Annotated in this window: 23 protein-coding genes and 1 pseudogene; 7 read left to right on the top strand and 17 right to left on the bottom strand. The window is 72.4% G+C overall.

Annotation, left to right across the window (positions count from 1 at the left end; translation table 11 throughout):
• Window positions 1–5: 5 nt before the first annotated feature.
• From AB0M46_RS15215 to AB0M46_RS15240, 6 genes are all read right to left on the bottom strand, one after another.
• Entirely contained in the window at window positions 6–1,061 is a 1,056-nt protein-coding gene (locus AB0M46_RS15215) for a methyl-accepting chemotaxis protein (RefSeq protein ID WP_363336231.1), read from the bottom strand.
• The gene (locus AB0M46_RS15220; RefSeq protein WP_363336233.1) at window positions 1,054–2,085 is read right to left on the bottom strand and encodes a chemotaxis response regulator protein-glutamate methylesterase; all 1,032 of its coding nucleotides are present in this window, start codon (window positions 2,083–2,085) and stop codon (window positions 1,054–1,056) included. Before AB0M46_RS15220 ends, AB0M46_RS15215 begins: the two co-directional genes overlap by 8 nt.
• Window positions 2,082–2,564 (bottom strand): hypothetical protein, encoded by a 483-nt coding sequence (locus AB0M46_RS15225; RefSeq protein ID WP_363336235.1) that lies wholly within the window; start codon window positions 2,562–2,564, stop codon window positions 2,082–2,084. Before AB0M46_RS15225 ends, AB0M46_RS15220 begins: the two co-directional genes overlap by 4 nt.
• Window positions 2,557–3,393 carry a CheR family methyltransferase gene (locus AB0M46_RS15230; RefSeq protein ID WP_363336237.1) on the bottom strand — a complete coding sequence of 279 codons (837 nt, stop codon included), beginning with the start codon at window positions 3,391–3,393 and terminating at the stop codon, window positions 2,557–2,559. Before AB0M46_RS15230 ends, AB0M46_RS15225 begins: the two co-directional genes overlap by 8 nt.
• Window positions 3,390–3,950, bottom strand: a complete 561-nt coding sequence (locus tag AB0M46_RS15235) for a chemotaxis protein CheW (RefSeq protein WP_363336238.1) — start codon at window positions 3,948–3,950, stop codon at window positions 3,390–3,392. The genes AB0M46_RS15230 and AB0M46_RS15235 overlap by 4 nt, the downstream gene beginning before the upstream one ends.
• Window positions 3,951–4,029: 79 nt before the next feature.
• Window positions 4,030–4,884 carry a sigma-70 family RNA polymerase sigma factor gene (locus AB0M46_RS15240; protein WP_363336240.1) on the bottom strand — a complete coding sequence of 285 codons (855 nt, stop codon included), beginning with the start codon at window positions 4,882–4,884 and terminating at the stop codon, window positions 4,030–4,032.
• Between the two features lie 113 nt (window positions 4,885–4,997).
• Here AB0M46_RS15240 and AB0M46_RS15245 point away from each other — a divergent pair, with 113 nt between their 5' ends.
• From AB0M46_RS15245 to AB0M46_RS15255, 3 genes are all read left to right on the top strand, one after another.
• On the top strand, window positions 4,998–5,462 hold the full coding sequence (locus tag AB0M46_RS15245) for a carboxymuconolactone decarboxylase family protein (RefSeq protein WP_363336242.1): 465 nt from the start codon (window positions 4,998–5,000) through the stop codon (window positions 5,460–5,462).
• A gap of 332 nt (window positions 5,463–5,794) precedes the next feature.
• A complete protein-coding gene (locus AB0M46_RS15250) occupies window positions 5,795–6,307 on the top strand; it encodes a hypothetical protein (protein WP_363336244.1) in 513 nt (170 codons plus the stop codon).
• Between the two features lie 53 nt (window positions 6,308–6,360).
• Window positions 6,361–8,403 carry a helix-turn-helix domain-containing protein gene (locus tag AB0M46_RS15255; protein WP_363336245.1) on the top strand — a complete coding sequence of 681 codons (2,043 nt, stop codon included), beginning with the start codon at window positions 6,361–6,363 and terminating at the stop codon, window positions 8,401–8,403.
• Between the two features lie 262 nt (window positions 8,404–8,665).
• On the opposite strand, the gene AB0M46_RS15260 is transcribed toward AB0M46_RS15255, so the two are convergent.
• The 7 genes from AB0M46_RS15260 to AB0M46_RS15290 form a co-directional block, all read right to left on the bottom strand.
• The gene (locus AB0M46_RS15260; RefSeq protein ID WP_363336247.1) at window positions 8,666–9,433 is read right to left on the bottom strand and encodes a hypothetical protein; all 768 of its coding nucleotides are present in this window, start codon (window positions 9,431–9,433) and stop codon (window positions 8,666–8,668) included.
• 235 nt (window positions 9,434–9,668) lie between these two features.
• The gene (locus AB0M46_RS15265) at window positions 9,669–10,853 is read right to left on the bottom strand and encodes an ABC transporter permease (RefSeq protein ID WP_363336249.1); all 1,185 of its coding nucleotides are present in this window, start codon (window positions 10,851–10,853) and stop codon (window positions 9,669–9,671) included.
• The gene (locus AB0M46_RS15270) at window positions 10,850–11,509 is read right to left on the bottom strand and encodes an ABC transporter ATP-binding protein (RefSeq protein ID WP_363336251.1); all 660 of its coding nucleotides are present in this window, start codon (window positions 11,507–11,509) and stop codon (window positions 10,850–10,852) included. The genes AB0M46_RS15265 and AB0M46_RS15270 overlap by 4 nt, the downstream gene beginning before the upstream one ends.
• Window positions 11,506–12,618 (bottom strand): peptidoglycan-binding protein, encoded by a 1,113-nt coding sequence (locus tag AB0M46_RS15275; protein WP_363336252.1) that lies wholly within the window; start codon window positions 12,616–12,618, stop codon window positions 11,506–11,508. Before AB0M46_RS15275 ends, AB0M46_RS15270 begins: the two co-directional genes overlap by 4 nt.
• A complete protein-coding gene (locus tag AB0M46_RS15280) occupies window positions 12,615–13,187 on the bottom strand; it encodes a hypothetical protein (RefSeq protein ID WP_363336254.1) in 573 nt (190 codons plus the stop codon). Before AB0M46_RS15280 ends, AB0M46_RS15275 begins: the two co-directional genes overlap by 4 nt.
• Entirely contained in the window at window positions 13,184–14,161 is a 978-nt protein-coding gene (locus AB0M46_RS15285) for a CU044_5270 family protein (RefSeq protein ID WP_363336256.1), read from the bottom strand. Before AB0M46_RS15285 ends, AB0M46_RS15280 begins: the two co-directional genes overlap by 4 nt.
• Window positions 14,161–14,697: an RNA polymerase sigma factor gene (locus tag AB0M46_RS15290; RefSeq protein WP_363336258.1), complete on the bottom strand. Its 537-nt coding sequence runs from the start codon at window positions 14,695–14,697 to the stop codon at window positions 14,161–14,163. The genes AB0M46_RS15285 and AB0M46_RS15290 overlap by 1 nt, the downstream gene beginning before the upstream one ends.
• A 423-nt stretch (window positions 14,698–15,120) precedes the next feature.
• Here AB0M46_RS15290 and AB0M46_RS15295 point away from each other — a divergent pair, with 423 nt between their 5' ends.
• Window positions 15,121–15,417 (top strand): hypothetical protein, encoded by a 297-nt coding sequence (locus tag AB0M46_RS15295; RefSeq protein ID WP_363336260.1) that lies wholly within the window; start codon window positions 15,121–15,123, stop codon window positions 15,415–15,417.
• 329 nt (window positions 15,418–15,746) lie between these two features.
• On the opposite strand, the gene AB0M46_RS15300 is transcribed toward AB0M46_RS15295, so the two are convergent.
• The gene (locus tag AB0M46_RS15300) at window positions 15,747–17,318 is read right to left on the bottom strand and encodes a methyl-accepting chemotaxis protein (RefSeq protein ID WP_363336262.1); all 1,572 of its coding nucleotides are present in this window, start codon (window positions 17,316–17,318) and stop codon (window positions 15,747–15,749) included.
• Window positions 17,319–17,431: 113 nt separating this feature from the next.
• Between AB0M46_RS15300 and AB0M46_RS15305 the strand changes: the two genes are divergently transcribed.
• Together AB0M46_RS15305 and mgrA are read left to right on the top strand one after the other, a co-directional pair.
• A complete protein-coding gene (locus tag AB0M46_RS15305) occupies window positions 17,432–18,451 on the top strand; it encodes a suppressor of fused domain protein (RefSeq protein ID WP_363336264.1) in 1,020 nt (339 codons plus the stop codon).
• A 12-nt stretch (window positions 18,452–18,463) separates the two neighbouring features.
• Complete coding sequence (gene mgrA, locus AB0M46_RS15310) at window positions 18,464–19,495, top strand: L-glyceraldehyde 3-phosphate reductase (RefSeq protein WP_363336266.1); 1,032 nt, start codon at window positions 18,464–18,466, stop codon at window positions 19,493–19,495.
• A gap of 150 nt (window positions 19,496–19,645) precedes the next feature.
• On the opposite strand, the gene AB0M46_RS15315 is transcribed toward mgrA, so the two are convergent.
• The 3 genes and pseudogenes from AB0M46_RS15315 to AB0M46_RS15325 form a co-directional block, all read right to left on the bottom strand.
• Complete coding sequence (locus AB0M46_RS15315) at window positions 19,646–19,963, bottom strand: DUF5808 domain-containing protein (protein ID WP_363336268.1); 318 nt, start codon at window positions 19,961–19,963, stop codon at window positions 19,646–19,648.
• Window positions 19,960–20,616 (bottom strand): annotated as a pseudogene (locus tag AB0M46_RS15320) (DUF6596 domain-containing protein); the annotation flags it as partial. The gene AB0M46_RS15315 and the pseudogene AB0M46_RS15320, both read right to left, overlap by 4 nt.
• Window positions 20,617–20,724: 108 nt before the next feature.
• A complete protein-coding gene (locus tag AB0M46_RS15325) occupies window positions 20,725–20,823 on the bottom strand; it encodes a hypothetical protein (RefSeq protein ID WP_363336270.1) in 99 nt (32 codons plus the stop codon).
• A 397-nt stretch (window positions 20,824–21,220) separates the two neighbouring features.
• Here AB0M46_RS15325 and htpG point away from each other — a divergent pair, with 397 nt between their 5' ends.
• Window positions 21,221–23,068: a molecular chaperone HtpG gene (gene htpG / locus AB0M46_RS15330; protein ID WP_363336272.1), complete on the top strand. Its 1,848-nt coding sequence runs from the start codon at window positions 21,221–21,223 to the stop codon at window positions 23,066–23,068.
• Window positions 23,069–23,070 lie beyond the last annotated feature (2 nt).

Raw genomic sequence — 23,070 nt, forward strand, 5'->3', positions numbered from 1 at the left:
GACTCCTAGAAGAAGGTGATCTCCGATTCGGGCACCGCGGCCGCGACGCCGGCGTGCTGGGCGTCGCGCTCCTGGTGCATCGTGTAGGCCGCGGTGAGGTCGCCGAGCAGGCGCTGCCCGTCCAGCGGGCGGCGGATCCCGGTCGCGTCCGGTTCGGCCCGGTCGACGAGGACCGGCAGCTGCTCGATGCTGTCCTTGACGTGCCCCAGGACCTGCCCGATGCGGTCCTGGAACTGCAGGTTGACGATGGCCTGCGAGACGCCGCCGCGGATGCCCACGGCGGCCCGTTCCAGCTCGTCGGAGGAGTGCCGCAGGCCGGAGAAGACCACGTCGAGGTCGTCGAGCACCTCGCTCACCTCGGCGTTGGCCCGCGCGACGGCGACCCCCTCGCGCTCGGCGTCGCCCTCGGCCCGCGACAGGGTGGACGTGATCGCGCTGCCGATGCCGTCCACCCGCTGCGCCATCCGCTCGCTGGTCTGGAACGAGCGGTCGGCGAGCTGGCGGACCTCGAGCGCGACGATGCCGAAGCCGGCCCCGGCCGCGCCGGCCCGGGCCGCCTCGATGGAGGCGTTGAGGGCCAGGAGGTTGGTCTGCGCCGCGATCTGCGCCACCTCGGCGGTCATCTGCTTGAGCTCCTGGTTGAGCTCGAGCAGCCGCTCCAGGTCGCCCAGGGCGGCGCGCTTGGAGCGCAGCGCGTCGTCCAGCGTGCTCACCACGTTGCCCAGGCGGTGCCGGCCGCGCTCCAGCGCGCCGCCGCCCCGGCCGTCCTCCAGTGCGGCGCTGGAGGAGGCCAGGACCGTGTCGAGGTTCTCGACGATCTGGCCGAACTCGGCGGTCACGGCGCCGACGGCGTCCTCCATCTGCGAGCGCGAGGACGCGATCTGGTTGGCCCAGACGGGCGCGATCGTGGACGCGAGCTCGCCCACGCTGTCCTGGAAGCGAAGGGCGTCCCGGTGTACCGCGACCGCATCGGTACGACCGCGGGCGGACCGACGGCCGAACCAGGCACCGGCGGCGGCGCCGGCCACGAGGGCGAGCAGGACGAGCAGCGACTCAAGCATGGGTACGGATCACCTCGGCTATGGCGGACAGCGGAACCTCCCGGTCGACGGCCCCGAGCCGGACCGCCTCTTTCGGCATGCCGTGCACGACGCAGGTCGCCTCGTCCTGCGCGACGGTGCGCGCGCCGGCCTGGCGCATCTCGAGCAGACCGCGGGCGCCGTCGTCGCCCATGCCGGTCATGATCACGCCCAGCGCGCGCGGCCCGGCGACCTTGGCGACGGAGCGGAACAGCACGTCGACCGACGGCCGGTGCCGGTTGATCGGCGGGCCGTCGCTCACCTTGACCCGGAAGTGCGCGCCGTCGCCGACCAGCTGCAGGTGCCGGCCGCCCGGGGCCACGAGCACGGTCCCGGCCACCACCGGGTCGCCGTTGCCGGCCTCGCGCACGCTCATCCGGCACATCCCGTCGAGCCGTTCGGCGAAGGCGGCCGTGAACTTCTCCGGCATGTGCTGCACGATCACGATGCCCGAGCGCACCGGGGGCAGGGCGGTGAGCACCAGTTCGAGCGCCTGGGTGCCGCCGGTCGAGGTGCCGATGGCCACGACCCGGTCGCTGATGGTGTCGGGCGGGTCCGGCGCGGCCGGCGGGGAGTGGCGCTCGTGCGTGGGGACCAGCCGGGATGCCTTGCCGGCCGCCGCGGCCTTCACCGCCGCGACGATGTCGCCGGTGTCCTCCTCCAGGAATGTCTTCAGGCCGGAGGTGGGCTTCGGTACGACGCTCGCCGCCCCGGCCGCCAGCGCCTCCATCGTCGCGCGGGCGCCGCGCTGGCTCAGCGTCGAGCAGATGATCACCGGCGTCGGCCGGACCGCCATGATCTTCTTGAGGAAGGTGATGCCGTCCATCCGGGGCATCTCGATGTCGAGCACCACGACGTCGGGCCACTGGCGGTTCATCTGCGTCATGGCGAAGATCGGGTCGGCGGCGCAGCCGATCACCTCGATGCCGGGCGCGCCGGACAGGCGGCGCGACAGCACCTGCCGCACCACCGCCGAGTCGTCCACGATGAGGACGCGGATCGTCATGCCGAGTCCTCCAGGTGGCGCAGCGCCTGATGCTGCAGCCAGACCTCGCCGGTGGCGATGTCGAAGATGAGCAGGCGGGACCCCGTGCTGCCCAGGTGCCGGGCCGCGAGATGCAGGCCGTGCTGCTCGAGCAGCCGCAGCCCGGCCGCGACGTTGCCCTGCGGCACGCCGCCGCTGTGCGAGAACTGCGCCCCGCCACCGAACATTTTCGCCTCGTACTGCGAGATCTCCGTCCCTCGCCCGCGCACCTCGCGCAGCAGCAGTTCGACGGCCTCGTCGGCGTACCGCCCGCTGAGCTCGCCCCGGGGCCGCTGTCCCCGCGCCGGCACGACGAAGTGGCACATGCCGCCGATGCACAGCCGCGGGTGCCACAGGGTGATCGCCACGCACGAGCCCAGCAGCGTGCGCAGCCGGACCCCGGCCCCGGCGAAGCGGACGTCGCCGGGGTGCAGGTAGACGTCCGTCGCCGGGCTAGCCATGGGCCGCCTCGGGCAGCCGGTAGATCGACGGCTGCATGGCCCGCAGCCGCGACGGGATGCCGTTGAGCGTCTCGGACAGGCTGACGATGAGGTGCCCGCCGGGCTGCAGCATGTGCTGGACCCGGTCGATCAGGCCGGCTTTCGTGGCGTTCTCGAAGTAGATCATCACGTTGCGCAGCATGATCACGTCGAAGCGGCCCAGCCGGCGAAGGTCGTCGAGCAGGTTGGCGTGCTGGAAGTTCGTCCGGGCCCGCAGCGCGCGGTCGACGAGGATGAGCCCGTGGTACTCCTCCCGGCCGCGCAGGAAGTACCGCTGCAGCAGCGGCCGGGGGATCCGCTCGGCCGCGGTGATCGGGTACAGGCCGGTCCGGGCGCCGGCCACCATTCGCGACGAGATGTCAGTGCCGACGATCTCCCAGGCCCCGTTCGGCATCGCCTCGGACAGCACGACCGCGGCGGTGTACGCCTCCTCGCCGCTGGAGCTGGCCGCGCTCCACAGCCGCAGCGGCCGGCCAGCCGGGTGCGCGGGCGCGATGACCCGGCCCAGGTACTCGAAGTGCTGCGGCTCGCGGAAGAAGAACGTCTCGTTGGTCGTCAGCTGGTCGATCGCCCGGCGCAGCTCCTGCGTCTGCTGCGGCGAGGAGAGCAGCCGCAGGTACTGCGTGTAGCTCGACAGCCCCAGCGTCCGCAGCCGCTTGTCCAGCCGGCCCATGACCAGCGACTCCTTGCCCGGGGAGAGCCGGATGCCCGTGTGGCGGTGCAGGAACTCGCTGACGGCCTGGAACTCGGCCGGGGTGATCGCGGTCGGCCCGGCCAGCAGCGGCGTCATGACACCGGCGCGGGCCGGTTCGCACCCTCGGCGGTGTCGGCCGGATCGGGCGGCGCGCTCCCCAGTGCCCCGATGTCGGCCGCCGGCAGCAGGTGCCCGATGTCGAGCACGATGATGAAGTCGCCCTCGCGCTTGGCCATGCCGCCGATGAAGTCCGCGTGGATGCCGGCGCCGAAGGCCGGCGGCGGCTCGAGGTCCTCCGGCGTGAACGTCTCGACCTTGCTCACCGCGTCGACCAGGATGCCGATCTCCTGCCCGTCGCCGCGCCCGCCCGGGGGCTCGCCGGCCCCCGGCACGCCGTTGACGTGCACGATGATGATGCTGGTGCGCCGGGCGATGGCCGTGGAGCCCTTGGCGAAGCGGATGGCCAGGTCGATCACCGGAACCGCCCGGCCGCGCAGGTTGATGACGCCGCGGACGAAATCGGGCGCCATGGGCACGACCGTGAGGCTGCGGTACTCCAGGATCTCCGCGATGTGGAAGATGTCCAGCGCGTACGCCTCGCCGTTGAGCGTGAACGTGAGGTACCGCGCCTCCGAAGCAACGTCCACGCTCACGGCGATTCCCCCTGGTGACACCCGTGCTGCACCCCTCGTGCCACTCATCGGCACCACGGGAGCCACCTCAAGGAAAACGTCAGGCGAGCGGCGTGATCTCCAGCCCCGCCAGCTCCTGCGCCCCGGCCACCACCTCGATCGCGAGGATTCGCCCGCCGGCGACGGTGAAGCTGAGCGCCAGCCAGGGCTGCCCCTCCGGCGAGCGCACCACCGCGCCCGCCGCGCCGTCGATGTCGGCCGGCTCGGCGCCCTGCGCCCGGCCGCAGAAGAACTCGGCGACCACCTCCGCGCCGCGCGGCTGGCCGGTGCCGCCCATCCGGGCCGCGGTCTCGTCGGCGCGCATGACCACGTCGGGGTCCAGCAGGGTGAGCAGCCCGGCCATGTCCCCGGTGCGTGAGGCGGTGAGAAACGCGGCCACGATCTCCCGCTGCCGCCGCGTGTCGGCCGCCGAGGCGGAGCCGCCCGCCTGCACCCGCCGCCGGGCCCGGCTGGCCAGCTGCCGGGCCGCGGCCGGGCTGCGCCCCACGACGACCGCGATGTCCTCGAACGACACCGCGAACAGGTCGTGCAGCACGAACGCCAGCCGCTCGGTCGGGGTGAGCGTCTCCAGCACCACGAGCAGCGCCACCCCGACCGAGTCGGCCAGCACCGCCTCCTCCTCGGGGCCGCCGCCGACCGGCGCGTCCGCGCCGTCCAGCGGCTCCTCGCGGCGCCCGGCCCGCGATCGCAGCATGTCCAGGCAGATGCGGCCCACGACGGTGGTGAGCCAGGCGGCGAGGTTGTCCACCTCGTCGGCGCCCGCCCGGTGCAGCCGCAGCCAGGCCTCCTGCACGGCGTCCTCGGCCTCGGCCGCCGAGCCCAGCATCCGCTGCGCCACCCCCCGCAGCCGGGGCCGCAGGGCCTCGAACCGCTCGGCCAGCACCTCGTCGTTCATATCGCCCACCTTTGGCAACAATTGTGGCCAACGTCATATTCGTCACACAGCCCGCCACCGGGGCGTCATACCAGCGACGAACCAAACATCCCCGATGTGACGGAGGAACGACGATGGAGACCACGAATTCGCCCCGCCTGACCAACCCCGCCGGGCCGGACGTCGTCAAGGCGATCAACCTGCTGTACAAGGCGGCGCACTCGTCCGGGGTGCCGGGCCCGACGCTGGAGCTGGTCCACCTGCGGGCCAGCCAGATCAACGGCTGCGGCCCCTGCGTGGACTCCGGCGCCCGCTCCGCCCGCAAGAACGGCGAGACCGACGAGCGGCTGTTCGCCGTGGCCGCGTGGCGGGAGACGCCGTACTTCACCGCCGCCGAGCGCGCCGCCCTGGCCCTCGCCGAGGCGGCGACCCGGCTGGCCGACCGGGCGGACGCGGTGCCGGACGAGATCTGGGCCGCGGCCGCCGAGCACTTCAACGACGAGCAGCTGGGCGGGCTCGTGCTGTGGGTGGCCATCACGAACTTCTTCAACCGCATCAACGTCACCACCCGCCAGCAGGCCCCGCAGAACTGGGGCTGAAGGTGACGCCTGGACCGCAGGCAACTCCCCCCGTGGGGTGACCGCGGGTTCCGATCGACGCGGCTAACTTCCGTTGCATGCGGATTATCACGCGAGTCTTGATAGCCACGGGTATCTGCGTGCTGCTGATGGTCACCGGCCCGGGCGTCCTGCCGGCCTGGTCCTGACCCGGAAACCAGGGGCGGGCCGCCCGGGCGCTCGGCACCGACCGCCTGCTCGCGGCCCGGGGTGTCCACTGTGGATCGGGCGCTCGATCGGATATGAGACGCGCCGAAATGGCCGGGCGCTGTTACCGTCAGCGATGAGGACCCCTACCCAAGGAGCTTTTCATCGTGCGACGGCTACTGTCCGTGGTAATCCTTGCCGCGCTCGCGGGCACCTCGGCGGCCTGTTCGCAGTCCGACGACAAGCCCGCCTCGGCGTCGAGCACCGCGAGCTCGCCCAGTCCGAGTGCCAGCCCGAGCCCGACCGTGGACGTGAAGGCCAACACCAAGCAGGTCTGCGACAAGGCCAAGACGATCCTCACCCCGGACGCGGCGAAGCCGATCGGCACGCAGATCGGCCTCATGATCCAGGCCCGGCAGTCGGGCAACAAGGCGGCCGAGCAGCAGGCGATGGCCAAGGCCAAGGAGCTGGCCGACGGCCTGGCCCAGCAGGCCCGCGACCTCAAGGCCGAGGTGGCCGACGCGAAGCTGCGCACGGCCCTGGACAAGGCGGCCGACGGCATCGCGCTGTTCGGCTCGCCCGACTACCTCAAGAACATCAACTCGATCGACGACATGACCAAGCTGACCACCGCCATCTCCGCGGCGGTTCGTGACCTCGAGACGGCCTGTAACCCGTGAGCCCGCACTCACAACCCGGCGAAACGTTGGCGGGCTGTGGCAGGCTCTCGGGCGTGGTAGATCCATCGGGTGTCGCCACCCTGGACGAGCTCGGAGGGCTCCTGCGCGACCTGCGGCGCCGGCAGGCCAGCCGGGTCCGCAGCTCGCCGCTGACCTTCGGCGAACTTGCCGCGCGCACCGGCTGGCCGCACGCGGCCATCGGGGCGTACTTCGCCGGGCGGGCGCTGCCCCCGGCCGACCGGCTCGACGCGCTGCTGCGGCTGCTCGGGGCGAGCCCGGCCGAGTGCGGCGCGGTCGCCTCCGCGCGGTCCCGCATCGCCGCGCCGTCCGGCAGTGGCGTCGCTCCAACGCCCCCGCCGACGGACCACCAGCTTCCGGGCGCGCCCGCGGGCTTTGCCGGCCGGGCCGGCGCGATCGCCCGGCTCGACGCGCTGCTGCCCGGCGCCCGGGCGCTCGTCATCGGCGGCCCGGCCGGCGTCGGCAAGACCGCGCTCGCCGTCCACTATGGACACCGGGTGGCCGGCCGGTTCCCCGACGGGGCGCTGCTCGTGTCGCTGCGCGGCGGCGACCCGGACGGCCCGCTACCGGCCGCCGAGGCGCTGCGGATGCTGCTGGAGGCGCTCGGGGTGGCGCCCGCGGACATGCCGCTGGGGGTGGCGGCGCGCACCGGGATGTACCGTGCGCTGACCGCCCGCCGCGGCGTGCTGGTCGTGCTCGACGACGCCGCCGGCCCGGCCCAGGTCCGGCCGCTGCTGCCGGCCGCGGGGGACAGCGTCGCACTGGTCACCGGGCGGGCCGACCTGTCCCGGCTGGAAGAGCCCGGCCTGGTGCTGGGCGCGCTGGACCGCACCGAGGCGCGGGCGGTGCTGGCCGGGCGGATCGGGGCCGAGCGCACGGCGGCCGAGCCCGAGGCGGTCGACCGCATCATCACCGCGTGCGGCCGGCTGCCCATTGCGCTCGCCGTCGTCTCGGCCCGGGCCGCGCTGCACCCGTCGCTGTCCCTGGCGGCCGCGGCCGACGCCCTGGCCGAGGGCGGCGCGTTCGACTGGTCCTACGGGCTGCTCTCGCCGCCCGCGCGCCGGCTGTTCCACGGCTTCGGCGCGCACCCGGGCCCGGACCTGTCCGCGGCCGACGCGGCCGTCCTCATCGGACAGTCCGATGTGGACGCGCTGGCCGAGCTGGTGCGGGCGCGGCTGGTGTCGCAGGTGCGACCCGGGCGGTACGCCATGCACGCCCTCCTCCGCGAGCACGCCGCCGCCCGGATCGCGGACACGGAGCGCGGGACGATGCAGGACCGGCTGGTCGAGCACGGCCGCGACCTCGCCGTGCTGGGCCTGGCGATGCGGCGCGGCCGGTACCGCGACGCCTGGCGCATCGCCGACGCCCTCGACGGCGAGCTCGACGCGGCCGGGCGCTGGGACGACCGCATCGCCGCGCAGGAGATCGCGATCCGGGCCGCCGAGCAACTCGGGGACGCGGCCCTGCTGGGCCGGGCGCAGCGGGCGCAGTCCGCCGCATACCTGCGCACGGGGCAGCACGAGGCGGCGCTGCGCCGGCTGCGCGAGGCGGCCGACTGCTTCCAGGCCCAGGGCGACCCCGCCGCCGCGGCCCGATGCCGCCAGGACCTCGCCGCGCTGCTGGAGTCGATGGCCCGCTTCGCCGAGGCGATCGTGCACGACGAGGTGGCCCTGGCCCTGTTCCGCCGGGCCGGCGACCGGCTCGGGTCGGCGGCGGCCCACGCCGCGGCCGCCTGGCACTACGCGCAGGCCGGCCGGGCGGCCGAGGCGGTCACCCACGGCGAGAAGGCGCTGGGCCTGCACGGGGACGATCCGCACGCCTTCGCCGTCGCCCTCGCCCACCTGGGGCGGGTGCACGCGGCGCTCGGCGACCGGGAGCGCTCGCTGGAGTGCTTCCGGGGCGCGCTGGACCGCTTCGCCGAGCTGGGCGATCGGCTCGACGAGGCCGAGACCGCGACGCGGCTGGGCGACGCACTGGAGGGCGCCCCGGCGATCGGCCTCTGGCGGCGCGCCCTGGCCATCTACGAGCGCCTGGACCACCCGGCCGCAGCCACGGTTGCGGCGCGCCTGGGTTTCTAACCGTCTCCGATGTGTCGGATCAGACGCCGCCGGTGAGCCGGCGCGGGTCGAACAGCGCGTGCTCCCGGCCGGGGCGGTGAGGCCCGTAGCCGAACGAACGCCTCGGACCGTGCCCAACCCAAGGCTGCTCGTTGTGGTCAGCATCTACCGGCATTCCGCCCTGCGGACCACAGGGCAGAGAGCCGGACGGCTGCGACCCGGGCGAGGATGGCCGCGAGGCTCTACGGTCCCAGCTGTCGGGTCCGATCTTGAACAAGCGCACCTAGGAGGGCGTCGGCGTGGCCCGGGCGGCCGTCGTCAGCTCGTCGAGGTACTTCTGCCACAGCACTGTGAAGGTGTCGCCCCCGGGCGGTTCGGCGAACAGCGCGAAGCGCACCACGACGACGGCGTTCCGCTGGCCCAGGACGGCGATCGCAATATGGCCACCGTTGTTCAGGCTGGACTCGTACTGCTGTTCGCGCACCACCTGGAAGCCGGACCACGCGCCCTCGGTCTTGTCAGCGACGTCGACGACCTCGACGTAGGGCGCCGTGTGCCCGCCCCCGTCGACCGGCATGGCTGGTATCAATACCTTCTTCGGGCACGCGTCGGCGACGGCACGCACGCGGGTCACGTAGGTGGCTGCCTGCTGGTCGCTCGGGAACACCGCCGCGAACTGTGTCAGGAACTGCGGCTGCTTGCCGACCGGCGGCCCGATGTCCTTCGACACGCTGACGACCGCGACCTTCGCGCCGCCGGTGTCGGGCCCGGTCTCGAGCGTCCCTCCGACGGCCGGCGTGGGGCTCTCGCACAGCGGGGGCAGGTGCCCGGTGTCGGCGTATACGTCCGTCCCGGTTTGATCGCTCCACCCAGCCCCCAGCCGCGCCGTCCCGAGCAGCCGAGGCCGCAGCTGGTCGAGCTCGATGGCCGGCGGCACAGGCGATGCACTGGGCGACGGCGACGGCGACGACGTGGAGCCGCACCCGGCCGCGAAGAGGGGCAGGCAGGACAGGAGGGCAACGCAGACGCGGGTCCCAAAGCGCGTGGACACCGCGTCATCCTTGCAGAGCACCGTACGCGCTGTCCGACCCGCTTTTCATCCGTAGGTTCAGGGTCCCTGGTGGCCACCACTTGACCAGCAATTTTGCGCGTCCGATCCGTCCGGTGTGGACGGTGACTGCTCGCTGCGTGCTTCTTCCCGCCCTTGCCCTTCCGTGGACGATCCGGGCGCGGTGCAGTGTCCTGACCTGCCTTTTGACGAGACGCCCACCCCGTTTCCGAAGGCCCTACGTCGCGGTCAGGGCTTCGGTCGGTGAGAGGCGGGCGGCGCGGACAGCCGGATAGAGCCCCGCCACCGCACCCACGACGACCGTGGCGCCGACGCCGGCCAGCAGCGCCCAGGCGGGCAGCGCGACCGGCCAGCTCTGGCTGATGGCGTAGGCGGCGGTGACCAGCGCGCCGAGCACCACGCCCGTCAACCCGCCGAGCGTCGAGAGCAGGGCCGCCTCGGTGAGGAACTGCAGCCGGATCTGGCCGCGAGTGGCGCCGAGCGACCGGCGCAGGCCGATCTCCGCGCGCCGTTCGAGGACGGTGATCACCATCGTGTTGGCCACCCCGACACCGCCGACGAGCAGCGCGACCGCCCCGAGGCCGAGCAGCAGGCCGTTGAAGGCGCGTTCGGTGGCGAGCTTGGCCGCCAGCGCGTCGGAGGGTCGGGACACCGCGACCTCGTACGGCGCCTCCGGGTTGGCGGTCGCCGCCAGCACGTCGCGGACGGCTGTGACCTGCGAGTCGACGGTACGCAGGTAAATCGCCGTCGGGTGGCCTTCGACGCCGAGGTACGTCCGTGCGGCGTTCGTGCCGATCAGGGCGGCGCTGTCGAGTTCGGGCAGCAGCGTGACCGGCGCCAGGATGCCGACGACCGTGAACCCCTCGTGGCCGACGTACACCACCGCCCGAGGGTCGGGCGTGGTGATCCCGAGCCGCCGGGCGGACTCGGCGCCGAGCACCACCGCCGGGAAGTCGGCGGCGGCCGGGTTGAGCCAGACGCCGCGCGCCACGGTCGCGCCGACCGTCTCGGTCAGGTCGAGGTCGGCGGCGAACGGGACGATGCCGTTGGTCTGCCGCGGCGGTACCCGGTCGTTGCGGTAGACGTGCACGTCGTCGGGCAGCTTGCGCAGCGCGGCCGCGTTGGTCACCGGCCCGATCCGCTCGATCATGCCGACGGCGCCGTCGGGCAGCACCGCTTTCTCGCCGGGGCTCACCCTCAACAGGTTGGTGCCCAGCGCGTCGAGGGTCTGTCGCAGGTCGGCCCGGCCCGAGCCGGAGATGCCGACCACGGCGAGCATCGCGGCGATCCCGATCGCGATGCCCAGGGCCGACAGCACGGCCCGCAGTGGCCGGGATCGCAGGCCGACGGCGCCGAGCCGGAGCACGTCACCGACCGCGAGACGGCGCCCCGGCCGGCTCATCCGGTGACCATGCCGTCGTGGACCCGGATGCGGCGGGGGAGCGTGTCGGCGATCGCGCCGTCGTGGGTGATGACGATTACGGTGGTACCGCCGGCGTTGAGCGTACGCAGCAGGTCCATGACGGAGGCTCCGGCGGCGCTGTCGAGGTTGCCGGTCGGCTCGTCGGCGAGCAGCAGGTCCGGCTCGCCCACGACCGCGCGGGCGATCGCCACCCGCTGACGCTCGCCGCCGGAAAGCTCGTGCGGCCGGTGGTGTGCCCGGTGCGCGAGCCCGACCCGCGCCAGCGCCGCGGCGGCCAGCGCGCGGCGCTCCTTGCGCCGCACGCCCGCGTACAGCAGCCCGTCGGCGACGTTGTCGAGCGCGCTGACCCCGGCCGCGAGATGGAACTGCTGGAACACGAACCCGATCGACGCCGCCCGCAGCGCCGACAGTGCGCGGTCGCCGAGCGTCGCGATGTCGCGCCCCGCGACGATGACGCGGCCCTCGGTCGGCCGGTCGAGCGTGCCGATCAGATTGAGCAATGTGGACTTTCCCGAGCCGGACGGACCCACAATCGCGGCGAGCTCGCCGCGGCCGACGGTCAGGTCGGCACCGCGCACGGCCGTGACGTTCCCCTGGTACGTCTTCGTGACCCCCCTGAGCTCCACGACGGTCACCGGGCCATCCCCACGGTCATGCCCTCGCGGATGTCGGGCCCGCTCACCTCGACGCGGCCGTCGGCGAACAGCCCCGTGGTCACGGCGACGACCCGGGTCGTGGCGCCCTCGACGACCTGCAGACCGTAGCCGCCCTCGGCGAGCGCGAGCAGGGCGCCGACCGGCACGGCGAGCACGTCTTGACGGGTGGACGCGACGAACCGGACGCGGACCGCGCCGTCGCCGGGTACCGCGAACGCCTTGGGGTCGTCGGCGGCGACCACGACCTCGACGGTGGGCTCCGGGGCGGACGCGGCGGACGCGGCGTCGGGTGTCCGCACCGACTGGACCGTCCCGGGCGCCGTCGACCCGCCGGGCAGCTCCACGGTCACCTTCGTCTTCACCGCCGCCAGGCTCGCGCTGCGCGCCGGCAGTGACGCGGTGACGAGCCGGGTGGTCTCGGTGAAGGTGAGCAGCGGCCCCTCGGCGACCTGACCGGCCCTGACGACGTGTGACGCGACCCGGATCGGGCCGGGCGTGTAGAGGACCCGGCCCAGCTCGACGGTCCCGGTCTCCGGCAGGCCGAGATCGCGCTGCCAGCGCTTGACCGCCGAGGCGGTCGACGCGGTGTATTCGTCGTCGACGGTGAACCCGGTGTAGCCCAGCGCTTTCAGGTTGGTCTCGAACTGCCTGACGTCGGCTCCGACGGTTCCGCCGGCGGGCGTCGCCGAACCGGTCGGGCTCGCTGCCGCCGGCTGGTCACTGTCCGGCCTACGGTCCGAGGTGGTCGGCGGGGTGAGGTCACGGTAGGCGGGCAGCGTGCCGTAGAGGAGCACTACCGGCCGGTCGTTGATCCGGACGGTACCCGCACCGCGCTCGATCGTCGTGCCCACCTCCGGCAGCGCCGTCACCGTGCCCGTCAGGCGGCTGATCAGCTCCTGTTCCGGGCCGTAGCCGAGCTTGCCGTTGACCACGGCCACGTCGACCAGCGTCGTGCGGGTGATCGTGGTCGTCTCGGCCTCCGGCCCGGGTCCGGCGGCCGGGCCCGACGGCCACGCGTAGGCCACCGCACCGGCCGCGACCAGCACCGCGACGCCGGATGCGGCGACCGCGACGAGCCACCGCCTCATCGGTTCTCGGGGAGGTCGTTGGCCGGGTCGTCGTACAGGTGCCGGCACTTCGCCACCGCGTCCTGGTACTCCGGCGTCGATCTGTAGGAGGGGTCGGTCCGGCCCTGGACCATGCCGTTCTCGTCGGGTACCGGCTCGTCGATCCCGTGGCTGCGCATGCAGTCGAAGTAGGGACGGGACCGCTTGACCTGAGCCTGGTCCACCTTGACCGGCCAGGTCGCCGGCAGGAACTGCTTGCACTTTTCGTGCGCCTCGATGCGCGCCACCGTCGTCTCGACGGAGGTCCTGGGCGTGACGGCGTAGGTCTTGACGGAGGTCCCGGACGTGACGACATAGGCGGTGACGAGCGGCTCCCCCTCGACCGGGTCGGGCGTCTCAGCCCCGTTCTCGGTGAGGCAGCGCGTGTATCGCAGCGCCTTGTCGTAGTCGGTTTCCCTGGCTGCCGCAGACGGGCCCGCCGCCGCGGAGGCCGAGGGTTGTCGCGCGCTGGCCACCTCGGGTGTCGGTGGGGACGACGAGCACGCCGCGAGGCCGAAGAACGCAACCACGACGATGACAGCGCGTCTCATCGCACACTTCCGATTGAGTCGACGATCGCCACGTGCTCGACGGCCTGGCGGATCAGAATCCGCGAGGCCGGCTCGGTGGCTTGGTTGGGTGTCGTGCGCCGGAGGATCGTCCGGTTCACGCCGAGATAGGCGTAGGTGGAGGCGTCGAAGACCAGCTCGGTCTCGGCATCGCGGCTCCGGTAGGCGAGCGCGACACCCGGACGTCCGGCCGCGTCGACGACGCCGGGCCGCACCGTGATGCCCGGGATCCGCCCGATCGCCGCGACCACCGCCGCCTGCACGGCCGATGCGTGCTGGCTGACGTAGAGCACGCGGGCGGCGTTGTCGAAAGCCTGGTCGTCGCTGGTGCCCGACCGGCGCAGGTAGGCGAGCATCGCGTCGACGTCGACCGGCAGGCTGCCGTCGGAGCCCAGGTCGGGCATGCACGGCACACGCCACTCCGGCACGGCGGTGCTCTGGTAGCCGTCGCGGCATCCGGCGACCGTCGCGTCGCGCCAGGCGGCCGCCGGCTGGTCGCGCGGGCGCTCGCGCACCAGGCCGTCGTGGGTACCGTTGACGGACCGCCATTCGCGCACGAGGAGCGGTCCGTCGTCGGCCGGCGGCGTCGACCGCCCGTCGATGGTCCGGTAGAGCACCACCGACTCGGTATAGATGAACTGGTCCGGCCAAGCGATCGCCGCCGGAACGGCCGCCGCCCGCTCCGACGCGAGCCGCACCACGTCCACTGTCGCCGGCGGCGGCCGGCCGTCGCCGGAGTGGGTGATCACCACGGGGCCGGTGATGGCCGCAATGGCCGCGGCCGCCGCGGCGCCGACCAGCGCCGTCTGCCAGATGCGCGAGCTGACCCAGCTCCGTGGCCGCGGCGCCCGGACGGGCGCGGACAGCACCCGGCGCCGCAGGTCGGCCGGCAGCGCCCCGGTCGGCGGCGCGAGCTGCTCGCCGAGTTCCCGCACGAGTCGCAGGTCGGGTTCCATCACGCCTCCCCGGTGGGGTCGATGTCGCCCAGCACGGCGCGGACCTTGCGCCGGGCGCGGTTGAGCCGGGACCGCACGGTGCCCAGCGGGATGTCGAGCGCTCTGGCCACCTCGTCATAGCTGAAGTCGCACCAGGCGATGAGCAGCAGCACGTCACGGTCGCCGGCGGAGAGCTTGCCGAGCGCGGCGACGAGCGGAGCGCGGACGGCGGACGCGGCGACGCGGGCCGCGACGCGATCGGCGTGCCCGTCGACGGCGGACTCCGCCGGGGTCCGCAACAGCGCGCGGTAGTGCGTCTTCTCCGCCCGGAAATGCCGGGCCAGCTTGCGGGTGAGGATGCCGAACAGCCACGGCCGGGCGTCGAGCCGCTTCGGGTCGTAGGAGTCGCGCTGCGCGAACGCGGCGAGGAACGTGTCGGCGACGACGTCCTCGGCGGTCTGCGCGCCCACTCGCTGGTACGCGTAGTGGTAGAGCTGCGCTGCGTAGCGGTCGTACAGATCCGCGAACCGGTCCGGGTCCGTACGGGCAGCGCGCATCGACTCAGCGTCGACGCCCATTGCCTCCCGGATCACGATAGGTATTTCCACTTCCCCCGGCCCGGGTTCACGGCATCTTTTTGGCGACCGGCCTCGTTGAGGCTCCCGCGGACCCACGGGTCACGCCACTGCGACCGCGACGTCTGAAACCGACCATGTCATCCGGTCATCGGCATGTTGGAGCACCCTGCTCGGCGGTTGCCGCTTGGGCGCCCAGTGCGGACTGTGACGGAGTTCTATCAGACACCGCGCACGATCGGCGGCAGAAGAGGATGGCATTGCAGACCCGTGCCAGCCACACTTGTGCCAGTGGCACGCGCTTTGATCGGAACCATGGCAGTTGGCCAGGAGGGACGTTCGATGGGATCGCCAGCGTACGAACGGTTTCGGCGCATGCGAGCGTCGGTAGCCTATCGGTTCTTCGTGACCGCCATCCAGGCGCTGCTGGCGACGCTGGTCATTCGCGGCCTGGTCTGGCTGCTCAGCTCAGTTGGCGCACCGCAGACGGTCTGCGCTCCGCTCTCGGTGGCCGCCTCTACTGCGGGTTTCCTTGCTGTTGCGACGGCTGCGGTGTCTGGCGCGGTGCTTTTCGCCATCGGTCGGCGATGGAGTGGTGTGGCCGGTATCGACGTTTCCGGGCAGATGGAGTTCACGCTGATGGTGCTGGATGACCTCCGTCATCCGCTGACCTGGCCGAGCCGCCGCTATGAGCGCTGGTGATGAGCGCGAACCGTTGGGTCCAGCCAACATGCTCTGGGTCAGTGTCACGTGCCAACATGCTCTGGGTCAGTGTCACGTCGGCCGCTGGGATGGGGCTGATAGGCCGCCGAGGTGGCCGGTAAGTAGCGCACTCGCAGCATGTCGTGTGTCCGTCCTGATCAGTTTCGGGTTGATCAAGGTACGCGATCTCGTTCCTGATCCTGGCGCCGCGGACCCGGCAGGGAGGCCCCCAAGGCCGACCGTTTCGCCTGGCCTGGGGCGATAAGGCGGAGCTCTGATCGACCCGGACCAGGCGCTGACGCGAGCGACGGGACCGGAGTCAAAAGAACCTAGTACCGGAACTGTCCGACCAGCTGCTGCAGGTGACCGGCCATCGTGGCCAGCTCCGCGGTCGCCGTGCGCGACTGTCCCATGCCGCCGCTCGTCGTCCGCGACGCCTCGGCCACCCCCGTGATGGTGGAGGCGATCTCGTCCGTGCCGACCGCGGCCTGCGCGACGTTGCGGCTGATCTCGCCGGTCGTCGCGGTCTGCTCCTCGACGGCCGCCGCGATCGTGGTCTGGTACTGGCTGATCTCGTCGATCACCGTGCTGATCTCGCCGATCGAGGCGGCCGCGGCGCGCGCGTCGGCCTGGATGGCGCCCACCCGGCCGGCGATGTCCTCGGTGGCCTTGGCCGTCTCCTGGGCCAGGTCCTTCACCTCGTTGGCGACCACGGCGAAGCCCTTGCCGGCCTCGCCCGCCCGGGCCGCCTCGATGGTGGCGTTCAGGGCGAGGAGGTTGGTCTGCTCGGCGATCGAGGTGATGAGCTTGAGCACGTTGCCGATCTCGGTCGACGAGCCGTCCAACTGGGTGACTGTGCCCGACGCCGTCTCGGCCGCCCGGACCGCGGCGGCGGCGACGCTCGCGGCCTGGGTCGCCGACCGGGCGATCTCGTGGATGGAGGCGGTCATCTGCTCGGCGCCGGCGACCACGCTGTGCACGTTGCCGGCCACCCGGCCGGCCGAGGCGGCGACCGCGTCCGAGCGGGTCGAGGTGGTCTCGGCCGCGTGGGCGATCTCCTCGCTGGTCGCGGCGAGCCGGTCGGCCGCGGCGGCCACCCCGGCGGCGGTGTCGGCCACCTCGCGGACGGTCTGCCGGGTGCGGGCGGTGGCCGCGTCCAGCGCCTCCGACATGCGGCCGATCTCGTCGCGGCCCCCGCTGGCGGCCAGCCCGGTCAGGTCGCCGTCGGCCATCGCGGCCAGCACCGTGCCGACCCGGCGCAGCGGCACGACGATGCGCCGCACGGTGTAGGCGGCGAGCGCGGCGCCGAGCAGCACGCCGGCGCCGAGCACGGAGATGAGCATGGCGGTCGCCCGGTGGTAGTCCTGGCGGGCCGCGGCCACGCGGTCGATCGCCTCGTCGGACTCGGCCTTGGCCGCGGCGTCCAGGTCGCTCATCGCCGTGGCCATGAGCGCGTTGGCCTTGCCGGTGGCCACCTTCTCGAAGGTGACGAGGTCGCCGTGGCGCGCGGCCGGCAGCTGCTCGCTGTCGCGGACCTGGACGTACTGCGCCCAGGCGACCTCGAACCGCCGCACCGCGCCGGGGTCGGTCGCGTTGAGCAGGTAGGCGGCGGCGTCCGCGGCCACGGCGTCGTCGGCCGCGGTGAGCCGCTGCTCGGCCGCCGCCTTGTCCGGCGACAGGGCCACGTCGCGGATCGCGATGCGGGCCGTGAGCGCCTGGGCGCGCAGGTTGTCCAGCTGCAGCGACGGGCGGAAGTTCTCCCTCTCGATGGCCTCGCCGTGCTCGTAGACGGCGGCCAGGCTGGACACGCCGACGAAGCCGGCCACGACGGCGGCAACGGCGAACAGGCCGCAGGTCATCAGGATCTTGACCGCGACGGGCCGATCGGCGAACCAGCGCATGCTCGTGCCCTCCTGCAGCGGCTACCCTCCCCGCGATCTGATCGACGGGCCCGGCCCGGGGTGAAGGATTTCCGGATATGCCGGCCCGCCATCGAGCGGGTTTAATTCAGCGCATGGACCCCGAAGCATCCGGCTGGGCGGCCATCGACGCGGCGCTCGCGCGGCTGTACCCCGGCGCCGCACCCCGCTTCGCCCGCGGCCACGACCCCCTGGAGGCCGTCGCCTTCTTCCCGCGGCTGGAGCCGATCCCGCACTGGCACGCCATCTCGTACGGCATGAGCGAGCTCTACGGCAAACAGACCGACAATCCGGAGGAGTCCGGCTGGGGCTTCGAGTTCACGTTCCGGATCGCCCGCCGGCCGGCCGAGACCGAGCCGCCGATCTGGGCCGCCAACTTCCTGCAGAACCTGGCGCGGTACGTCTACCAGACCGGAAACTGGTTCGAGCCGAACCACCACATGGACCTCAACGGCCCGATCGCCCTGGACCGCGACACGCTCATCCGGGCGGTCGTCTTCGCCGAGGACCCGGAGCTCGGCACGATCGCGACGGCCAACGGCACCGTGCAGTTCCTGCAGGTCGTCGGGATCACCCCGGACGAGTACGAGGCGACCCAGGCCTGGAGCGTCCACGGCTTCCTGGAGCTGCTGGCCCGGCGCATCCCGCTGCTCGTCACCGATCTGGACCGGGCGTCGGTCGCCGACGAGCCGGAGGTCGCCGAGGCGGTCGAGGAGGGCCGGCGGGTCGACGGGTCGGCCACCGCCACCCTGGCCCTGGCCGAGTTCGGCTGGCGCCCCGACGGCGACCTGGTGCGCCTGGTGCTGGGCGCGCACGTGGCCCCGCGGGTCGCGCAGACGCTGCTGGGCCGCCTGCCGTTCGGCCGCACGCTGCGCCTGGACGGGCCGGAGAGCAGCGTGGAGTTCTCGTCCGGCAGTTTCTTTGTCGGTACCGCGCAGGACGCCGACGACCAGCTCCAGGTCGCGCTGACCGGGGAGGCCCTGGACGGGCTCGTGGCGGTGCTGGTGCCCGTCGCCGGGGTCCGTGCCCCGGCCGGCGCCGGGCCGCTGGTGGTGGAGATCGTCCGCTCGCTGATCCGTGATCCAGGCGGCAACATCGTGCGCACGGTGGGTTAGCGCAACTAGGTTGTGATCATGGCGTACACCGCGGATTCCTCGCGTTATGAACAGATGACCTACCGCCGCAGCGGACGCAGCGGCCTGAAGCTGCCGGCCGTCTCCCTCGGCCTGTGGCACAACTTCGGCCACGACCGGCCGCTGGACGGCCACCGCGCGCTCGTTCGGCGCGCCTTTGACCTCGGCATCACGCATTTCGACCTGGCCAACAACTACGGGCCGCCGTACGGCTCGGCGGAGGAGAACTTCGGCCGCGTGATGGCCACCGACCTCCACCCGTACCGCGACGAGCTGGTCATTTCGACCAAGGCCGGCTACGACATGTGGCCGGGGCCCTACGGCAACTGGGGGTCGCGGAAGTACCTGACGGCGAGCCTCGACCAGAGCCTTCAGCGGATGGGCCTGGAGTACGTCGACATCTTCTACTCGCACCGCTTCGACCCCGATACGCCGCTGGAAGAGACGATGGGCGCCCTGGACGCGGCGGTGCGCCAGGGCAAGGCGCTGTACGTCGGCGTCTCCTCCTACTCGCCGGCCAAGACCGCCGAGGCCGCGGCGATCCTGCGGCGGCTGGGCACCCCGGCGCTCATCCACCAGCCGTCGTACTCGATGCTCAACCGCTGGATCGAGGACGAGCTCCTCGACGTGCTCGAGCGCGAGGGCATCGGCTGCATCACCTTCTCGCCCCTGGCCCAGGGCATGCTGACCGACCGTTACCTCAACGGCGTGCCCACGGGATCCCGGGCCAGCGAGGGCAGCTCCCTGTCGCAGGACTGGCTGACCGCGGAGAACCTCGTGAAGATCCGCTCCCTGAACGAGATCGCCGCCTCCCGCGGGCAGAGCCTGGCCCAGATGGCCCTGGCCTGGACGCTGCGCGACCCGCGGGTCACCTCCACGCTCATCGGCGTGAGCAGCGTGCGCCAGCTGGAGGACAACGTGGCGGCGCTGGGCAACCTGGAGTTCTCGGCGGCCGAGCTGGCCGCGATTGACAAGCACGCGACGGAGTCCGGCATCAACCTCTGGGCGCGCTCAAGCGCGGAGTAGCCGATCACGGCGGCGGCCCTCGTGGCCGCCGCCGTGTTGCGTGTGCCCGGCATCCGGCGGGCCGGGCAGGGCGTCCACGGCGTAGGTGAACCTGGCGGCGTCATCCGTGCCGGCGCCCGTGCGGGCGGCCCGGGACTGGCTGGCGGTCGACTAATGCCGGCCGTCGGCGCTGGCCAGCGTGCCGATGATGATGCTCACGGCGATGAAGGCGAGCACGCCGAAGACGGCCTGCCAGGCGCGGCGGTGGCCGAAGTTGACTGTCCAGCCCAGGCCCAGCCGCTTGGGCACGATCAGGTTGGGGTTGTCCGGGTTGGCGTAGATGAAGCCGTACCAGTAACGGTCGTCGCGGCCGGGGCGGGCGCTGATCGGGGCGCCGCGCCGGTTGACCGGGATGACGACGACGACCAGCGCGACCACGGCGACGATCAGCGCGACGGCGAGCAGCTGGGCGAGCACCGGATGCGTCATCTCTCTAGAGTCCCACTCACGGGGCCGAGGGTCGAGCGCGCCCGCAGGAAAGCGCGCTCGGCCTCGTTGCCGGCCAGCTCGATCGCGGCGTCGTACTCGGCCCGGGCCTCGGCGTCGCGGCCCGCCCGGCGCAGGAGGTCCGCGCGCACGGCGTGCAGCACGTGGTACCGCGGCAACCGCAGCCCCTCGATCAGCCGCAGCCCGGCGTCGGGCCCGTCGAGCTCGGCCACCGCGACCGCGCGGTTGAGCTCGACGACGGGGGACGGCGCCACGGTCATGAGCTGGTCGTACAGCCGGACGATCTGCGCCCAGTCGGTGTCCGCGGCCCGGGCGGCGTCGGTGTGCACGGCGTTGATCGCGGCCTGGATCTGGTACGGCCCGGGCCGGCCGCGCCGCAGGCACTCGAGCACGATGCCGTGGCCCTCCGCGATCGCCGCCCGGTCCCACCGGGAGCGGTCCTGCTCGGGCAGCGGCGCCAGGGCGCCCGATGCGTCCACCCGGGCCGGGCGCCGGGCGGCGGCCAGCAGCATGAGGGCCAGCAGGCCGGTCGCCTCAGGCTCGTCGGGCAGGAGGCGGTGCAGCATCCGGGCCAGGCGGATCGCCTCGGCGCACAGGTCGTCGCGCACGAGCGCGGCGCCGGAGCCGGCGGCGTAACGCCTCTTGGACCGCCTCCTCGGCGAGGTCGATGTCGCCGAAGCTGCGGACCAGCACGGCGACCGCGTGGCCGTACTGCTCGCGGAAGACCCGCTCCACCTCCCGGCTCATCGGAAGGGTCGGACCTCGATCGGCAGGGAGGTGGCCGCCACCGCCCGCCGGGCCCACTCCAGCGCCTCGTCCAGGTCGGCGCAGCGCAGGATCATGAACCCCCCCGAGGTGCTCCTTGCCCTCGGCGAAGGGCCCGTCGGTGATCAGCACGTCGTCGCCCTTGGGGTGCAGCAGGGTGGCGCTGGCCGGCGGGTGCAGCCCGCCGCTGAACACCCACACCCCGGCCTCTTTGACCTCCCGGTCCAGCTGCTCGACCCGGGCCCCGATCTTCGCCAGCTCCTCGGGCGCCGGCGGCTCGACGGTGCTGGGCTCGACGACGCTGAGCAGATACTCCTTCATTTCATCCTCCTCGGTGCCGTTCTGTTGTCCCCTGTACGAGCGAGGCTGTCCCCCTGTACGAACGAGGCTGTCCCCTGTACGAACTAGGCGGCACGGAATCGACACGGCGCCAGTATTCTTTTTCGCGGTCGTTAGCCTCGAGAGGGAGTCGACGTGAGCGAGACGCTGGAGTTCCAGGCCGAGACCAGGCAGCTGTTGCAGCTGATGGTGCACTCGATCTACTCCAACAAGGACATCTTCCTGCGTGAGCTGATCTCAAATGCCTCCGACGCGCTGGACAAGCTCCGCCTTGAGTCGTTGGTCAACAAGGAGCTCAACGTGGACACCGGCGACCTGCACGTCGCGCTGGAGGTCGACAAGGAGCAGCGCACGATCACGGTCCGGGACAACGGCATCGGCATGTCTCACGACGACGTCGTCTCGCTGATCGGCACGATCGCCAAGTCGGGCACCGCGGAACTGCTGCGCAAGCTGCGGGAATCGCCCGAACAACAGCAGCGGGCGGAGCTCATCGGGCAGTTCGGCGTCGGTTTCTACTCGACGTTCATGGTGGCCGACAAGGTGACGCTGGTGACCCGCAAGGCGGGCGAGAGCCAGGGCACCCGATGGGAGTCGGCGGGTGAGGGGACGTACGAGATCGAGCCCCTCGACGACGCCCCTCAGGGCACCACGGTCACGCTGCACCTCAAGCCGGAGGACAGTGAGGACCGGCTGTTCGACTACACGGCGGAATGGAAGATCCGGGAGATCGTCAAGAAGTACTCGGACTTCATCGCCTGGCCCATCCGCCTGGACGGCGCCGACACCCCGCTGAACTCGATGAAGGCGCTCTGGGCGCGGCCGCGCAGCGAGGTGGCCGACGAGGAGTACCACGAGTTCTACAAGCACGTCAGCCACGACTGGACCGACCCGTTCGAGACCATTCACATGCGCGGCGAGGGCACCTTCGAATACGAGGCGCTGCTGTTCATTCCGGCCCGCGCGCCGTTCGACCTCTACACCCGCGACGGCAAGCGCGGGGTGCAGCTCTACGTCAAGCGCGTGTTCATCATGGACGACTGCGAGGCGCTCACCCCGCGATACCTCCGATTCGTGAAGGGCGTCGTCGACGCGCACGATCTGTCGCTCAACATCTCCCGCGAGATCCTGCAGCAGGACCGCCAGATCCAGGTCGTGCAGCGGCGCCTGGTGAAGAAGGTGCTGAGCACCCTGCGGGAGATCAAGGACAAGGACCAGCAGCGGTACTCCACGTTCTGGGGCGAGTTCGGCCGCACCCTGAAGGAGGGCCTGCTCGACGACGCCGAGAATCGCGAGGCGCTGCTGGACCTGCTCCTGCTTCCGTCCACGCACTCGCAGGAGCCGACGTCCCTGCGCGAATACGTGGAGCGGATGAAGGAGGGGCAGAGCGACATCTACTACATGACCGGCGAGTCGCGGGCCCACGTGGAGAACTCGCCGCACCTCGAAGCGTTCCTGGCCAAGGGCTACGAGGTGCTCATCCTCACCGACCCGGTCGACGAGGTGTGGGTGGAGCAGGTGGCGCAGTACGACGAGCGGCCCCTGCAGTCCGTGGCCAAGGGCCAGGTGGACCTCGGCGCCGAGGAGATCGCACCGGAGCGCAGCGAGGGCTTCGCGCCGCTGCTGGCCTGGCTCGGCACTACCCTGGAGAAGGACGTCAAGGAGGTGCGGCTCTCGACCCGGCTCACCACCTCGGCCGCCTGCATTGTCGGCGACGAGCACGACATGACGCCGACGCTGGAGCGGATGTACCGCGCGATGGGCCAGGAGATGCCACACATGAAGCGCATCCTCGAGCTCAACCCCGACCACCCGCTGGTCGGCGGCCTGCGTGCGGCGCACGCGGCCGACCCTGCGGCGGCCGGCCTGGGCGAGACCGCGGAGCTGCTCTACGGCATCGCGCTGCTGTCGGAGGGCGGCGAGCTGGAAGACCCCTCCCGCTTCACCCGCCTGGTCGCCGAGCGTCTGGCCCGGACGCTGTGAGC

The organism is Dactylosporangium sp. NPDC051485 (assembly GCF_040682015.1).
Lineage (GTDB): Bacteria > Actinomycetota > Actinomycetes > Mycobacteriales > Micromonosporaceae > Dactylosporangium.

What these genes read in the sequence shown, in the direction of transcription:
- AB0M46_RS15215 (WP_363336231.1), bottom strand. Translation starts at nt 1,061, where the DNA reads ATGCTTGAGTCGCTGCTCGTCCTGCTCGCCCTCGTGGCCGGCGCCGCC.
- AB0M46_RS15275 (WP_363336252.1), bottom strand. Translation starts at nt 12,618, where the DNA reads ATGAGGCGGTGGCTCGTCGCGGTCGCCGCATCCGGCGTCGCGGTGCTG.
- AB0M46_RS15325 (WP_363336270.1), bottom strand. Translation starts at nt 20,823, where the DNA reads ATGATCCTGCGCTGCGCCGACCTGGACGAGGCGCTGGAGTGGGCCCGG.
- AB0M46_RS15300 (WP_363336262.1), bottom strand. Translation starts at nt 17,318, where the DNA reads ATGCGCTGGTTCGCCGATCGGCCCGTCGCGGTCAAGATCCTGATGACC.
- AB0M46_RS15240 (WP_363336240.1), bottom strand. Translation starts at nt 4,884, where the DNA reads ATGAACGACGAGGTGCTGGCCGAGCGGTTCGAGGCCCTGCGGCCCCGG.
- AB0M46_RS15290 (WP_363336258.1), bottom strand. Translation starts at nt 14,697, where the DNA reads ATGCGCGCTGCCCGTACGGACCCGGACCGGTTCGCGGATCTGTACGAC.
- AB0M46_RS15315 (WP_363336268.1), bottom strand. Translation starts at nt 19,963, where the DNA reads ATGACGCATCCGGTGCTCGCCCAGCTGCTCGCCGTCGCGCTGATCGTC.
- AB0M46_RS15285 (WP_363336256.1), bottom strand. Translation starts at nt 14,161, where the DNA reads ATGGAACCCGACCTGCGACTCGTGCGGGAACTCGGCGAGCAGCTCGCG.
- AB0M46_RS15245 (WP_363336242.1), top strand. Translation starts at nt 4,998, where the DNA reads ATGGAGACCACGAATTCGCCCCGCCTGACCAACCCCGCCGGGCCGGAC.
- AB0M46_RS15305 (WP_363336264.1), top strand. Translation starts at nt 17,432, where the DNA reads ATGGACCCCGAAGCATCCGGCTGGGCGGCCATCGACGCGGCGCTCGCG.
- AB0M46_RS15225 (WP_363336235.1), bottom strand. Translation starts at nt 2,564, where the DNA reads ATGGCTAGCCCGGCGACGGACGTCTACCTGCACCCCGGCGACGTCCGC.
- AB0M46_RS15220 (WP_363336233.1), bottom strand. Translation starts at nt 2,085, where the DNA reads ATGACGATCCGCGTCCTCATCGTGGACGACTCGGCGGTGGTGCGGCAG.
- AB0M46_RS15230 (WP_363336237.1), bottom strand. Translation starts at nt 3,393, where the DNA reads ATGACGCCGCTGCTGGCCGGGCCGACCGCGATCACCCCGGCCGAGTTC.
- AB0M46_RS15265 (WP_363336249.1), bottom strand. Translation starts at nt 10,853, where the DNA reads ATGAGCCGGCCGGGGCGCCGTCTCGCGGTCGGTGACGTGCTCCGGCTC.
- AB0M46_RS15280 (WP_363336254.1), bottom strand. Translation starts at nt 13,187, where the DNA reads ATGAGACGCGCTGTCATCGTCGTGGTTGCGTTCTTCGGCCTCGCGGCG.